This is a genomic window from Bacillus cereus group sp. BceL220 (genome assembly GCF_051776965.1).
Classification (GTDB): domain Bacteria; phylum Bacillota; class Bacilli; order Bacillales; family Bacillaceae_G; genus Bacillus_A; species Bacillus_A cereus.
Genome location: NZ_JBPWBC010000001.1, coordinates 519,718 through 533,937 on the forward strand (window position 1 = coordinate 519,718; position 14,220 = coordinate 533,937).

Genomic DNA, 14,220 nt, shown 5'->3' on the forward strand with positions numbered 1-14,220 from the left:
ACCTTTACACCATTAGGAAACAAAAAATATAATTTTTTAACATTTTCTTCACTATTTCTGCACAAATTCTCCATACAAAAAAAGAACCCGCCGCAGCGAGTTCTTCTTTTGTTATTCTAATCAAACTTGTACAGGAGCTGGCTTTGCATAACGTAAAACTGGTTTACGTGCAGCCATCGTTTCGTCTAAACGTTTAATGACTGTCGTATGCGGTGCTTCTTGTACAACTTCTGGATTTTCTTCTACTTCTTTAGCGATTTGAATCATCTTATCAATGAAACCATCTAATGTTTCTTTTGATTCTGTTTCTGTCGGCTCAATCATAATACATTCTTCCACATTTAATGGGAAGTAAATTGTTGGTGGATGGTAACCGAAATCAAGCAGACGTTTTGCAATATCTAATGTACGTACGCCAAGTTTCTTTTGACGACGACCTGATAATACAAATTCATGCTTACAATGTCTATCGAATGGAAGATCGTAGAATGGCGCTAATCTTCTCATCATATAGTTCGCATTTAATACAGCATACTCAGTTACTGCACGCAAGCCATCTGGACCCATAGAGCGAATATACGTGTATGCACGAACGTTAATTCCGAAGTTACCATAGAATGGCTTCACACGACCAATTGCTTCTGGACGGTCGTAGTTGAAGTGATAACCATTTTCCGTTTTTTCTAAAATCGGTTTTGGTAAGTACGGAATTAAATCAGCTTTCACACCTACTGGACCAGAACCTGGGCCACCACCGCCGTGAGGACCTGTAAATGTTTTATGAAGGTTTAAATGCACAACGTCAAATCCCATATCTCCTGGGCGTGCTTGGCTTAATACCGCATTTAAGTTTGCACCATCATAGTATAACTTACCGCCTGCATTATGGACGATTTCTGCCATTTCTAAAATATTTTCTTCGAATAGACCTAATGTATTAGGATTTGTTAACATAAGTGCTGCTGTTTCTTCGTTTACAACACGTTTTAAGTCTTCTAAGTCAACAAGGCCATTTTCATTTGATTTTACTGTAATTGTTTCAAAACCAGCTACAGTTGCAGATGCCGGGTTCGTTCCGTGAGCAGAGTCAGGTACAATTACTTTCGTACGGTTAAAGTCACCTTTCGCTTCATGGTATGCACGAATTAACATTAAACCTGTCCATTCTCCGTGTGCACCAGCTGCTGGTTGTAAAGTAACAGTATCCATACCTGTAATTTCAATTAAATGCTCTTGTAAGTCATACATTAATTCCATTGCACCTTGTACTGTCTTTTCATCTTGCAGTGGATGAATATTTGCAAATCCTGCGAAACGAGCTACACTCTCATTAATTTTCGGATTATATTTCATCGTACAAGATCCAAGTGGATAGAATCCAGAATCAACACCGTGGTTACGGTTTGAAAGTGCTGTATAGTGGCGCATAATATCAAGTTCAGATACTTCTGGTAGCTCTGCATCTTCTACTCGAATATAATCGCTCTCAAACACATCTTCTAGTTTCACTTCTTCTACATCTAATTTGGGTAAGCTATATCCTATGCGTCCTTCTTTACTCACTTCAAAGATAAGTGCTTGGTCTTGATTCTTCATTGGATAGCCCCCATTTCGTTTACAAGTGTGTCAATTTCCTCTTTTGTACGAAGCTCAGTTACTGCTACAAGCATATGGTTTTCATGCTCTTTATAATCACGGCCTAGATCGTAACCACCGATAATATTCTTTTGTAATAATGCATCGTTTACTTCTTTCACTGGACGTTTGCAATCTACAACAAACTCATTGAAGAATGGTCCAGCAAATGTTACTGTGAAGCCTTTCGCCTCAAATTGACGTTTTGCATACTGTGCTTTAGAAATGTTTTGACGTGCCATTTCTTTCACACCTTGTTTGCCAAGTGCCGTCATTGCAACAGAAGCTGCTAATGCATTTAACGCTTGGTTTGAACAAATATTAGACGTCGCTTTATCACGGCGAATATGCTGTTCACGTGCTTGTAACGTTAATACAAATCCACGTTTACCATCTGAATCTACAGTTTGTCCAACAAGACGTCCTGGAATTTTACGCATAAATGCTTTCGTTGTTGCAAAATAACCACAGTGCGGTCCACCAAACTGCGTTGGAATACCGAATGGTTGTGCATCACCGATTACAATATCAGCACCAAATTTCCCTGGTGGTGTTAATGCGCCTAATGATAATGGATTTGAAGAAACGATAAATAATGATTTTTGTTGATGAACGATTTTTTCAATATCAGCTAATTTTTCAACTTGTCCGAAGAAGTTTGGATATTGAACGATTACACAAGCAACTGTATCATCTACTTCACTTTGTAATACGTCTAAATCTGTTACACCATCTTTATGATTAATTTCAACAACTTCAAGATTTTGACCTTTTGCATACGTTTCAAGTACTGCTCTTGATTCTGGATGAACCGCGCTAGATACAAGAATTTTCTTTTTGCGAGTATGGCCAGCTGCTAACATTGCCGCTTCAGCTAAAGCTGTACCCCCGTCATACATAGAAGAGTTTGCTACATCCATTCCTGTTAATTCACAAATCATTGTTTGGAATTCAAAGATTGCTTGTAATTCCCCTTGTGAAATTTCCGGTTGGTATGGTGTGTAAGCTGTATAAAATTCTGAGCGAGAAATAACATGATCTACAATTACTGGAGCATAATGATCGTATACGCCTGCTCCTAAGAAAGAAGCGTATTCTTTTAAGTTAGCATTTTTACTAGCCATTTGAGATAGCTCTTTTAAAAGCTCTGGCTCTGATTTTGCTTCTTTAATTTTTAAATCCCCTTTAAAACGAACACTCTCTGGAATATCAGAGAATAATTCATCGATCGTTTGAACGCCGATCGTTTGTAACATTTCTTTTTTGTCTTCTTCTGTCATTGGAAGATAACGATGCAACATGAAATCTACCCCTCTCCCCGTTACTTTGAACGTTTGTAAAATGGTGTTGGAACAACTACTGCTTTGACGCGTTTATTACGAATTTCAATTTCTACTTCTGTATCAACTGCTGCGTATTTTACATCAATTAGTGCTAAACCAATGCTTTTCTTTAACGTTGGAGATTGTGTACCACTCGTTACTTCCCCAATTTTTTCTTCACCAATAAATACAGGGTAATGCGTACGAGGAATTCCACGTTCGATTACTTCGATGCCGACTAATTTACGAGGCGCACCGTTTTCTTTTTGCTCTTTTAACGTTGCTTTTCCAAAAAAGTCTGCTTCTTTATTTGTTTTTACCGCAAAGCCAATTCCAGCCTCAATCGGTGTAATATCTTTTGATAATTCTTGTCCATAAAGTGGTAATGTTGCTTCGAATCGAAGTGTATCACGAGCACCTAAACCACATGCTTTTAAGCCCTCTTCTGCTCCAACTTCAAGAAGTTTCTCCCAAAGTTTTGCAGCATCTTCACTCTTACAGTAAATTTCGAATCCATCTTCACCTGTATAACCTGTACGAGATACAAGTGCTGGAATTCCATCTACAAGAATATCGTTTTTAAATTTAAAGAACTTAATTTCTTTCAAATCTTCTGACACAACTTTTTGTAAAATGCCTTCTGCTTTTGGTCCTTGAATTGCAAGCTGTGCAACTTCACTAGAAACATTGACTACTGTCGCATCGCCAATTACATGACTTGCTAACCATTCGTAATCTTTCTCGATATTTGATGCATTGATTACTAATAAATAGTCTTCTTCACCACGTTTGTAGATTAATAAATCATCTACTGTACCACCATTTTCGTAGCACATAGCTGTATATTGTGCGCCCCCTACCTTTAAGGTAGATACGTCATTTGTAACAACACGTTGTAAAAATGCTAAACTATCTACACCTTTTACTTCAACTTCTCCCATATGAGACACATCGAACAAACCTGCAGCTGTACGTACAGCTTCGTGTTCTTCTTTAATGCTTGAAAATTGAACTGGTAATTCCCAACCACCGAAGTCGATTGTTTTCCCACCATACTTCGCGTATACATCAAATAACGGTGTACGTTGTAATGTAATCATGCTCTCTCCCCCTTATGCTTTGACAAATCAATAAAAGTTGCTTCCCTTTTCTAAACATTTTCATTCTGAAAAGATAGGATATACGGAATCTCATTATATTTTTTTATGAAAGCGTAAATAAAAAATCACTTTCTTGGATAAAATACGAAAGATTCCACACATTTCACACCATTATCCTAACATCATTCGCTATATTTCATCAATATTCTAGCATAAAAAATAATTTAGAATTTTTTATGTTAAAACACAATAAATACAGCTTTTGAGATTTAATACTTTATTATTGTCTATCATATAGCCTTTAATAACGATAATTATGCCTTCTTTTAAGGCAAATCATCATACATTAAAAAATAATTACTTTAGTTTATAAAAGGTGGGAGAGTCGTAATGAATGTCGATATTTCCGTAGATCGGACGTGGCAAAACAATTTTTTAAATAGAATTGATGAAGATGGTCCTTGGACAAACTGGGATTTATATCACTTAGCTTATGAAACAGAAAAATCGTTACTTGTTCCTACTTTTGATGGACTACAAGCACCGAAACATTTATCCCATTTCACACCGCTTCCGCATCAATTAGAAGTCGCTCAAAATGTAATTGAACAAATGAATGGTAAAGCGATTCTAGCAGATGAAGTAGGTCTTGGAAAAACAATCGAAGCTGGACTTATTTTGAAAGAATACATGGTCCGCGGGCTTGTGAAAAAGGTACTTATACTTGTCCCAGCTTCTCTCGTATCACAATGGGCATACGAGCTGAATACAAAGTTTTTCATTCCCGCTGTAGCACAAAAGAAAAGCTACTCGTGGGAACAAGCTGACGTAATCGTATCATCAATTGATACTGCGAAACGTTCACCACATCGCGATATCGTGTTGAACTTAGAATATGACCTTATTATTATCGATGAAGCACATAAACTGAAAAATAATAAAACAAAAAACTATGAATTTGCACAACGATTAAAAAAGAAGTTTTGTTTATTACTAACTGCTACTCCTGTTCAAAATAAGATTGATGAAATTTTTAACCTTGTTTCTTTATTAAAGCCAGGACATCTAGGCAATCAATCCAACTTTGAAGAATATTACGCTCCCAAAAATCGTTCAGCCGAATCAGATGAAGACTTAAAAGCTCTCATTAACAAAGTAATGGTGCGAAATAGACGACATAATACCGGTATCGATTGGCCGAAGAGACATGTACGTACAATTTTTGTTGAGTTTAATGAACAAGAACAAGCTCTATATAATGATATCGAAAATTGGCGAGGACAAGACGCCTTCACATCTGCTTTCTCATCGTTAACTTTAAAACGGGAAGCGTGTAGTAGTCGTGAGGCTGTTTACTATTCATTGAAAAAGCATGTAGAAAAAAGACAGAAAGAAAATGAACATTATATAAAAGATCCACATATCGATGTGCTAATGGACAAAATTAATCATATTCCTTTCAACTCGAAAGCAACTAAAGCTCTAGAGCTTATAAAAGAAATTGACGATAAAGTCGTCATTTTCACGGAATACCGAGCATCACAGATGTACTTACAATGGTTTTTACAACAACACGGTATTTCTTCTGTCCCATTCCGCGGCGGATTTAAACGCGGGAAGAAAGATTGGATGAAGGAACTTTTCCAAAATCGTGCCCAAGTGTTAATTGCAACGGAAGCTGGCGGAGAAGGCATTAACTTACAGTTTTGTAGCCATATGATCAATTATGATTTGCCATGGAATCCAATGCGTCTTGAGCAAAGAATCGGACGTATTCACCGTCTCGGTCAAAAGAATGATGTTCATATTTATAACTTAGCTACAAAGCATACTGTTGAAGAACATATTCTGAAACTGTTATATGAAAAAATCAACTTATTCGAGCGTGTTATCGGTGAACTCGATGAAATTTTAACGAGAATTAATATGAAAAACATCGACGCGCATATTCAAGAAATTTTCGCGCAATCAAAAAGCGAAGGTGAAATTAGAATTAAGATGGAAAACTTAACATCTATTATCGACTTTGCGAAACGAAATGAAGCTGAGGTGCAAGGCTATGCAGCAACATGAAATTCATAATTACTTATACAATTTCTTTGAGGCGAATAACTGTGAAATTTTAGAACGTTCTCCTCATTTATTAGATGTACAGTTAACAATTGAGATGGATAAATTATTAATGAATCGCCCTTTTTATTGGCACTATCTTGAGAAAACAGGAGGCGTACCGAATCCGATGCGCCTTACTCTTATTACAAATCCAGAAAATGAAGAAAATGATGGTGAGCTTATTCACTACGGTTCACCACGTCTACATCAAATTTTCCAAACGACAAAAGAATTAGGCTCTTACATACGTTTATATGAGGATGTAAGACATAATGGGGCAACACATACACCGCTCCACCCTTGGCTCGGTATTAATATAAAAGTTTCCTATCAATGTGATCGAAAAAAAGACATCCTTCACTCGATTGGCATTCATCTCATTTCTGGAACAATGATGGCAAACTTTCATGAAACATTAACAAACATTAAACTTACACCAAAAATACCTGATTTTTGTTTTACGCTCTCGCCCATCATTAAACCTCAAAGTGGTTTACAACGCATAGAAGACGCTTTAAAAAATATAATTGCAGAAGATGACCATACGTGGGCAAAAGAAGCAAGAGTGCGTTGGAATCATGATTTAGACCTTTTAAACCGTTTTTATGAAGAAAGTGACGAACTTCCTGAGAGCTATGAAATTGAAAAACAAGCTCTGCAAGAACAGTATGAACCACGTATTACAGTGCAAATTATTAACGGTGGCCTTTTTTATGTTACCGCGAATCATTTTCTATCTTGAAGAAGCTCCTTCTGCTTTAGAAGGAGCCTCTTTTGAGCTATTTTCTACCCTACTCGCTATCGCCACTACGCTCTTGCTGTTTTTTCTGTGCCATACGTTTCTGCTGTGCACGATCCTTTGCGCTCACATGATTTGCATCAGTTGGAAGATTTTCTTTCGAACGTCCAATTCCATTGCTCATCTTTCCCACTCCTTTTTGCGTTTTTCAAAATACATGTTTATTTTCAGCTAGAGTTACAATCCTTATACAAAAAATAAGAGCAGCCATTGGCTACTCTTACTCGCTCACATATTTTTGAAACATATCATGGATGCCTTTATTTACTAGGTTCGAGATCTGCTCGTCAGATTTATTCGGATAACGATCACGCAATCTGATAGATGCCTTCACCATTAAATTTTCTAATACAGAACGGCCACCTTCTCCATAAATAATTTCAGCATATTTAACAAGCCTTCCATCCTCTACTGTTGCTGGATTATGATTGAAGAAAAATTTACTCATTGTCTCCACCTCTCTCTTTTGATAACGTTTACATTTATATAGATTATTTATGTTATTTATTTCACAATATTGTATGCATGTATATTTAATTAGTTTCATTATAAAGCAACATATCGATAGTAAATATGTGATTTTCCGTCCATTTTGTGAACAAACTAAAAATGAAAGCGTTTCCTTTATTATATACTAAAAAAACTTACTACGCTAGGGGCAATTTTTTTCAATCTACTAATCCCTCAAAAATTGATATATTTTTTCTTTTCCCATTAAACCTTATACAATTTTCAGAAATTATATTATAAAATATATGTATGACTTAAGGAGGCTTTGTATGAATCAAAATAAAAAAGCTATATTAGATCTTGTCTTTTATCTCGTAATCCCATTCCTCATTTGGAAATTTGCAAAACCTTATATCGATCCTTATTACGCGATGTTACTTTCCTCTGTTCCGGGGATTATTTATACACTGTATACCTTTAAAAAAGAAAAACAGTTTAACGTGACAGGGTTCTTTATTTTAATTACACTCATTTCTAATACAACGGTAGATCTATTATCTGGGTCAGCTGAACGAATGTTATGGAACGATGCGTATTATCACATCGTACTCGGTATTATCGTCATATGTACAATTTTTATAAAAAAACCACTTATGTTATATTTCGCAGCAGATATTGCCGCACTTCAAGGTCATGACCGTGATAAAAGTCGTGAGCTTTATCGTGATAGTCGTATCTATCCAGCACTGCAATATTTAACGTTATTTTTCGGGCTACAATTTATATTAAAAAGCTTTTTAAAAATTTATTTCATCTCTGTTTTTGGTGTAGATGGCTATGGTGAAATGAGAGCGATTATGACCGCTGTCGGCTGGGGCATTTCTATTTGTATCGGAATAGGGTTCGTATGGGTGAACAATAAAATACATGCCGTTACGGAAGAACAAGAATCCGTGCAGTAAACAAAGATGCCCTAGTGTATTACGACACTAGGGCATCTTTATTTTGCTAGACATATGACTAAAATTTAACTTGATTTTTTTCTTTTACTTTTTACATTTCGATAAAACAAAGCAGCACTCAGCGGCATAACACCAAACCACTTATTCATAAATGGCTCTTTTTCAGCACGGCGTTGTTCTTTCTTTTGTTTTCGATCTTCTTTTGGAGCATCCATATACGACACAAACTGCTGCGTCACAAAGCGAACATAATCATTAGTAGACATATTATCATCACCTCTACTTGATTAGTATGTCCACTTTTTTATACATTAATCTTTTCCTTTAATTCATTCATAATTTGCTTTACAGACTTATTTGTCGTATCGATATGAATATGAGCCTCTTCATAATAAGCTCGGCGTAATTCAAATTTCGTTACAAATGCATCTATATCTTTCTTTTGAAATAATGGACGTGTCGTATCTTCACGAAGCCTTTCTGCAATTACATGCGGATCACAATATAAATACACGACAGTTCCGTTCTCTTTCATCCACTTGCGATTTTCCGCTCGTTCAATAATTCCCCCACCAGTTGTAATAATGACATTATGGACTGGTAGCGAACGTAACATTTCGCTTTCATATTCCCGAAAAGCCGTTTCGCCTTCTTCGGCAAAAATATCACGAATTGCCTTCTCTTGCTTCTCTTCGATTTTTTGATCAGTATCTACAACATCCATTTGAAGTTCTTTACTTAACGCTTTTCCAATTGTTGTTTTCCCTGCTCCCATGTAGCCGGTTATGTATATAGATTTCATTTTCTGTCCTCTCAATCGTCATTTATTAATTGTTATTATAACGAAAGATGCTACTTTGTTTAATAAAAAAACGTTTTGTTCTTATACTATGAAGAACAAAACGTAACACTCGCTTTTACTTATAAGTACCTCTTCTCACCCACTGCGTTGCAATCCATTTCTCGCCTTTCGTTACAGGTGCCCCTCCGTGTAACGTAAGCTCATTTAGTGATTGATCTTGATAAAAATACTCAAAGTATACTGCCATTCCCTTTCTAGGATGTACAGAAAGATTTAATTTCGGGAAGTACGTTTCCCCGCCTTCTTCTACATCATTTAAGTACATTACAAGCGTACTAATACGATTGTTAGCAGCTGATCTACTATGTTCCGCAAAATAATCATAGTGTGCTTTATATTGTTGATCCACTTCATAATTTAAAATGTGTAATCCTTCACCATGCGACGCAGGAACATTCATGATAGATGAAATTCGTTTTTCAATCTTTGAAGTAAGTTCATTGTCTTCCAAAAATGCACCGCTACTTGTTCGAATATCATTTACATCACGTGATGAACCAACTTTAGACCGCTTCATTTTATTTTTAGACATTTCAATCAATTCACCACACTCTTCATCACTTAGTACATTTGCTAATACGACAATAAGAGGTTCTTCGAATTTTGAAATAATGTGTATTTCTCTATCCTCTGTCATAATCTTATTTCCTTTATGATCAAAAATAGTTTGTTCCTTATTTTCACCTATTTGATTGTTGTTTGTCATTTCCCTATTCTCCCTAAAAATAATGATTGGATAGCATGAATATATCACATTCTTTCTACCTTTCTCTTTTTTGAGAAAATTTAAACTTTTAATCGTTATATTTATCCATTTCTTCTAAAAAATCAATTCAATTTACAATAGAAATCCCTGGTTTTTCTTCTTATTTTTACATATTATCCTTCTATCCAATCGACTATTTTTCCATCCTTCTTTCTATACCGAAAGCTCACCGTATAGAAAGCTTCCTGTTTGAGTGTACACTGCAACGCAACGAGAATTAAATCATTTTCAAAGATATAATTTCCACTCACTTCTCCCTTTTCATACTGAAAGAAAAATGCACCTTCTTTTTCTTTTTGCTGTAAGTCTTTTTTTATATCTGTAATAGATCGGTTAAGTAGTTCATCCAGTAAAAACTTTTGTTCTATTTCTATATAAAAATTTTTATCTGTAAACAACATATTTGTTTCGTATATAAAAAAAGAAGTTAATAAAATAAGAAAGATGAGTGTTCCAGGCATTGTAAACCCATTTTTCCCTCTCATACATTCATTTCCATTTCACTATATCGCATAACTACACCTTCATATATTTTTCCGCTAGTATCTTTCACATTTATAATGAGTACATGAGGTGTTAGTTTGTAAGAAACCGTTCCAATATTTTGTAAAACAACTTCCCTCCCGCGCCTATTTACCTTTCTTATAAGACGACTATTCTCTTTTTCATACGATACTTCACTCCCATTACGCGATCGAAATCGTAAAATACTTTCTCCATTTTCAAATGCTAGCTGTTCTCCAGATGATACTTCACGAAACTCCAATTGCATTTGACCTAAAAATACATCCCACTCCCAATCATTTAATCCTTTTGACTGTTTATTTTCCATTTCAATGAAATGTAGGCGGGGAAAGAGCAAAAAAAATATTGATAATAGAAACAGACATACAATCATTTCTATTAATGAAAAACCAAATTCTAATTTATTTTTTCTCCTACATAAAAGCATTGTTCCATCACTCTGTCTTTCACATCTCTCCACATGGTACAAACTTCATTGCCTCCCCAATATGTGTAATACACAATTCCATTTATATTCTTTTCTATTATTCGCTTTTCTTCATTTCCATACATATATATAATTGCTTCCTTTTTTAATAATCCAGATGCCTTATAACGAATTTGTATATTTTTTCTTTCTTGCATAACTAATACTGTTTGCGGTAGTAGTAACGATACAGCCATCATTAAAATACTTAACGATACAATCATTTCAGCCATTATGGATCCTTTTTGACATTTCACGATACGTAAATCTCCCTCTTCCAAGCTGAAATACAATTTCATATTTATAATTTCGATATGAAATTATAATCGTACCACCTCTATTAATATTTCCACTTGGATTATATGTCATCGGATTTGGAAACGTATGCAAATCAATTTGTATATCTTCTTCATACTCCCGCTTGACGATATAATACTTTGTACCTGACTCTTTTATAGCATACATATTTCTATCTTTATGCCAACGTAATGTATAGTGCTTTTGACGATTTATCGCTAATTGCTGCATATACAAAATATCATTTGAAAACTGTCTCAAAAATTGTTCAACTTTTTGTCGCTCGTATAAGGAATGAACACTAAAATACGTAACTACACTTAATACAGAAATAGCAAATAAAACGAGTAACATTTCTAAAAAAGTAAACCCCTGTTGTTTCACAATGCCCTAATTGATACTGCGCCATCATCTGAAATATGAATAGATTCGCCATTCGGGCACTTATCAGTTGTAATATACTTTTCATCTGTCAGTTCTTTTAACGATGGAATTTTATTATGTTGTAATTGATATACTTGTATTTGTGCTTCTATAGATTTCACGTAAGCTGCACACCCTTTTCCTTGGACCGATGAACGCTGTGTAACTACATTTGGAATAATTAATAGTAATAATATAGTTATGACAACCATTACTAATAGCATCTCTAACAGAGTAAATCCTTCCTCATTCCGCATACAAATGCCCCCTAAATAGAATTCATCATTTGAAACATTGGCATAATCATCGCTAAATACATAAGGACAACGATTCCTCCAATACATGTAAATAAAATAGGCTGAATGATAACTAACATATGTTTAATTTTCCGTTCCATCTTTTCCATAATAAGATCGCTATAGTCACCTAATTCAATCGCTAAATTGCCGTTTGCTTGTCCATGCGTAATAACATAAGAAAGTTCTTTCTCGTAATACCCACTTTTAGCAATGATAGATTGTAACCGTTCTCCTCCAATTAATTGTCTTTCAATCCGGCTCGCTTCATATTGAAAGAACGGATGATATCTTTGCTCCATCATTATTGTTAAAGCTTCGCATACTGATAGTCCACCATTTAATAAACCACTCAACTGAGTAGCAAAATAATGTGAATGCTTTAAAATAAGAAATGTTTTGATGAGGGGCATACGAAGCATGATTTTTACTTGGCTAATATGTGGAAGTTTCCTAAAATACAACATATACAAACTACATCCAATAATAACAGTTAAAATAACGGTTAAAATAATGTAAGGCAGCAGTTTTATTGCACTTAAAATTTGTTCTGTAAGTAGTGGTGTATTAGAACCGAACGAACTATAAACCATTTCAACCTGAGGTAATAAAATGAGGTTGAAAATAAAAAGCATGATTAGTAGAAAAAACATTAAAAACATAGGATACTGCATGATTTTCATCATGTCTCTCCTATACTTATCTTTCTTATAAAGAAGTGCACTTCCTTGTTGCAAAGCAAAAGAAATATCACCATGTCGCTCGGCATAAAATAAATAACTTAACATGTCCTGATGAAACTTTAACTGATGAAAAGAATCGTGTAGACTTTTCCCATCTTTTAACCCCTCAATCATGTGCTGCAATTGTACTTTCTTTTCTACAGGTAATTGAAACTGTAAAAATTCTAATGCTTGTAAAAGAGAGTAGCCTTTTTCTAGTAATTCTCCTAAACGTTTCAACAATACTACTTGATCACTTAAACTCCAAGTTTTCTTAAACATAAACATCATCTTCTAAAAAACCTAAAGCATATCCTTTTCTTATTGACGATTCTAAAGTCTCATGTTTGTAAGTAACACATTCTCCATCTGCTTCTTTAAGCGCTTGTTTTAACTCATATCCATATAGCAGCTCATAAATGCTTGCTTGCCTTACTTGCCTCATTGATTTACATAAAGTTGAGCACTTTCCTCTGCAAAACGGACACTTCAATTCGACAAGTCGCTGTGCAGCTACAGCCAATAAAGACTGTTCAATCTCTTGCCTCGTTATACCATAATCCATGAAACGAATGATTGCTCCTTTCGCATCATTCGTATGCAACGTTGTCATGACTAAATGTCCTGTCAAACTTGCTCTTATAGCTATTTTTGCTGTTTCTTCATCACGGATTTCACCGACTAAAATAATATCTGGATCATGACGTAAAATAGCCTTTAATCCTGTTTCATATGTGAGACCCGCTTTTTCATTTATTTGAATTTGTAATACATCGTCACTTCTTTTTTCAACCGGATCTTCAAGTGTAATGATGCGACGTGTTTTCTTTTTTCTAATTACCTCTAATAATGCATACATTGTCGTTGTCTTCCCAGAACCAGTCGGTCCAGTAAACACGAGTAGCCCCTGTGAATAGCGTAAAAACGAGAGTAGTTTTGCTGCCGTACTTGGAAATAACGAAAGATGTGATAAGGGCTGCACAGATGCTTGTAAATGAAGGCGAATAACGAGACTTTCTTGATATACTGTTGGAAGTGTTGAAAGGCGTAAATACACTTCTTGTCCATCAATTTGCAAATACAACGAACCATTCTGTGGCTTCCGTTTCTCTCCTATGTCCATAGATGCTAAAAATTTAAAATGTGAGACAAGTTTTTCTCCAAACTCCTTTTTAATACAATGTCTCGTCATTAAATCTTTTCCTATACGTAGTTGCACCGCTACATCCTTCTGCCGGGGCACAATATGTAAATCTGACGCTTGTACCCTACACGCTTCTTTTAAAATTGTATTCGCAAAAATTTCAATCCCATTCATCACTTTTCCCTCCTCACTATGTATATAGCATGAAAACATGCACAATAAAAATTTGGAATTTTGTATTTTGACTAGAACAAAAAGGAAAAATATGTTTGTGAAATTATGAACAATTTCCGAATTATTGTCTGAAATTACCTATACTCATGTTTATCTGTATTATAA

General features: G+C 35.0%; 19 protein-coding genes. 4 read left to right on the plus strand and 15 right to left on the minus strand.

The window, feature by feature from the left end:
- Positions 1-120: 120 nt before the first annotated feature.
- Genes gcvPB through gcvT form a run of 3 tightly spaced genes read right to left on the minus strand, consistent with a single transcriptional unit; the run spans position 121 to position 4,057 of the window.
- Positions 121-1,596 carry an aminomethyl-transferring glycine dehydrogenase subunit 2 gene (gcvPB, locus tag ACS2FK_RS02775; protein WP_000795695.1) on the minus strand — a complete coding sequence of 492 codons (1,476 nt, stop codon included), beginning with the start codon at positions 1,594-1,596 and terminating at the stop codon, positions 121-123.
- Entirely contained in the window at positions 1,593-2,936 is a 1,344-nt protein-coding gene (gene gcvPA, locus ACS2FK_RS02780; RefSeq protein ID WP_000903240.1) for an aminomethyl-transferring glycine dehydrogenase subunit 1, read from the minus strand. The genes gcvPB and gcvPA overlap by 4 nt, the downstream gene beginning before the upstream one ends.
- A gap of 20 nt (positions 2,937-2,956) precedes the next feature.
- Positions 2,957-4,057: a glycine cleavage system aminomethyltransferase GcvT gene (gcvT, locus tag ACS2FK_RS02785; RefSeq protein WP_000631769.1), complete on the minus strand. Its 1,101-nt coding sequence runs from the start codon at positions 4,055-4,057 to the stop codon at positions 2,957-2,959.
- 390 nt (positions 4,058-4,447) lie between these two features.
- Here gcvT and ACS2FK_RS02790 point away from each other — a divergent pair, with 390 nt between their 5' ends.
- The gene (locus ACS2FK_RS02790) at positions 4,448-6,130 is read left to right on the plus strand and encodes a DEAD/DEAH box helicase (RefSeq protein ID WP_063548634.1); all 1,683 of its coding nucleotides are present in this window, start codon (positions 4,448-4,450) and stop codon (positions 6,128-6,130) included.
- On the plus strand, positions 6,117-6,911 hold the full coding sequence (locus ACS2FK_RS02795; RefSeq protein WP_001183963.1) for a YqhG family protein: 795 nt from the start codon (positions 6,117-6,119) through the stop codon (positions 6,909-6,911). The genes ACS2FK_RS02790 and ACS2FK_RS02795 overlap by 14 nt, the downstream gene beginning before the upstream one ends.
- A gap of 49 nt (positions 6,912-6,960) precedes the next feature.
- Here the strand turns inward: ACS2FK_RS02795 and ACS2FK_RS02800 are convergent, their stop codons facing one another.
- Positions 6,961-7,092: a hypothetical protein gene (locus tag ACS2FK_RS02800; protein WP_000064665.1), complete on the minus strand. Its 132-nt coding sequence runs from the start codon at positions 7,090-7,092 to the stop codon at positions 6,961-6,963.
- A gap of 96 nt (positions 7,093-7,188) precedes the next feature.
- Entirely contained in the window at positions 7,189-7,416 is a 228-nt protein-coding gene (locus ACS2FK_RS02805; protein ID WP_000032702.1) for a hypothetical protein, read from the minus strand.
- A 73-nt stretch (positions 7,417-7,489) separates the two neighbouring features.
- Here ACS2FK_RS02805 and ACS2FK_RS02810 point away from each other — a divergent pair, with 73 nt between their 5' ends.
- Positions 7,490-7,606, plus strand: coding sequence for a hypothetical protein (locus ACS2FK_RS02810; RefSeq protein ID WP_003279814.1), 117 nt, complete (start codon positions 7,490-7,492; stop codon positions 7,604-7,606).
- A 141-nt stretch (positions 7,607-7,747) separates the two neighbouring features.
- Positions 7,748-8,380, plus strand: a complete 633-nt coding sequence (locus ACS2FK_RS02815; RefSeq protein WP_001073111.1) for a VC0807 family protein — start codon at positions 7,748-7,750, stop codon at positions 8,378-8,380.
- Between the two features lie 65 nt (positions 8,381-8,445).
- Here the strand turns inward: ACS2FK_RS02815 and ACS2FK_RS02820 are convergent, their stop codons facing one another.
- The 10 genes from ACS2FK_RS02820 to comGA form a co-directional block, all read right to left on the minus strand.
- Complete coding sequence (locus ACS2FK_RS02820; RefSeq protein WP_000106083.1) at positions 8,446-8,646, minus strand: YqzE family protein; 201 nt, start codon at positions 8,644-8,646, stop codon at positions 8,446-8,448.
- A 38-nt stretch (positions 8,647-8,684) separates the two neighbouring features.
- Positions 8,685-9,182, minus strand: a complete 498-nt coding sequence (gene aroK, locus ACS2FK_RS02825; protein ID WP_000836649.1) for a shikimate kinase AroK — start codon at positions 9,180-9,182, stop codon at positions 8,685-8,687.
- Positions 9,183-9,297: 115 nt separating this feature from the next.
- Complete coding sequence (locus ACS2FK_RS02830) at positions 9,298-9,948, minus strand: 2OG-Fe(II) oxygenase (protein ID WP_000183853.1); 651 nt, start codon at positions 9,946-9,948, stop codon at positions 9,298-9,300.
- 173 nt (positions 9,949-10,121) lie between these two features.
- Positions 10,122-10,493, minus strand: coding sequence for a competence type IV pilus minor pilin ComGG (comGG, locus tag ACS2FK_RS02835; RefSeq protein WP_001214374.1), 372 nt, complete (start codon positions 10,491-10,493; stop codon positions 10,122-10,124).
- Entirely contained in the window at positions 10,490-10,960 is a 471-nt protein-coding gene (comGF, locus tag ACS2FK_RS02840) for a competence type IV pilus minor pilin ComGF (protein ID WP_000923097.1), read from the minus strand. Before comGF ends, comGG begins: the two co-directional genes overlap by 4 nt.
- On the minus strand, positions 10,930-11,232 hold the full coding sequence (locus tag ACS2FK_RS02845; RefSeq protein WP_000829462.1) for a hypothetical protein: 303 nt from the start codon (positions 11,230-11,232) through the stop codon (positions 10,930-10,932). The genes comGF and ACS2FK_RS02845 overlap by 31 nt, the downstream gene beginning before the upstream one ends.
- Positions 11,225-11,680 carry a competence type IV pilus minor pilin ComGD gene (gene comGD / locus ACS2FK_RS02850; protein ID WP_002094140.1) on the minus strand — a complete coding sequence of 152 codons (456 nt, stop codon included), beginning with the start codon at positions 11,678-11,680 and terminating at the stop codon, positions 11,225-11,227. The genes ACS2FK_RS02845 and comGD overlap by 8 nt, the downstream gene beginning before the upstream one ends.
- A complete protein-coding gene (comGC, locus tag ACS2FK_RS02855) occupies positions 11,677-11,976 on the minus strand; it encodes a competence type IV pilus major pilin ComGC (RefSeq protein WP_001243321.1) in 300 nt (99 codons plus the stop codon). The genes comGD and comGC overlap by 4 nt, the downstream gene beginning before the upstream one ends.
- 11 nt (positions 11,977-11,987) lie before the next feature.
- Complete coding sequence (gene comGB, locus ACS2FK_RS02860; protein WP_000475180.1) at positions 11,988-13,019, minus strand: competence type IV pilus assembly protein ComGB; 1,032 nt, start codon at positions 13,017-13,019, stop codon at positions 11,988-11,990.
- A complete protein-coding gene (gene comGA / locus ACS2FK_RS02865; protein ID WP_001013177.1) occupies positions 13,012-14,055 on the minus strand; it encodes a competence type IV pilus ATPase ComGA in 1,044 nt (347 codons plus the stop codon). The genes comGB and comGA overlap by 8 nt, the downstream gene beginning before the upstream one ends.
- Positions 14,056-14,220: the final 165 nt, after the last annotated feature.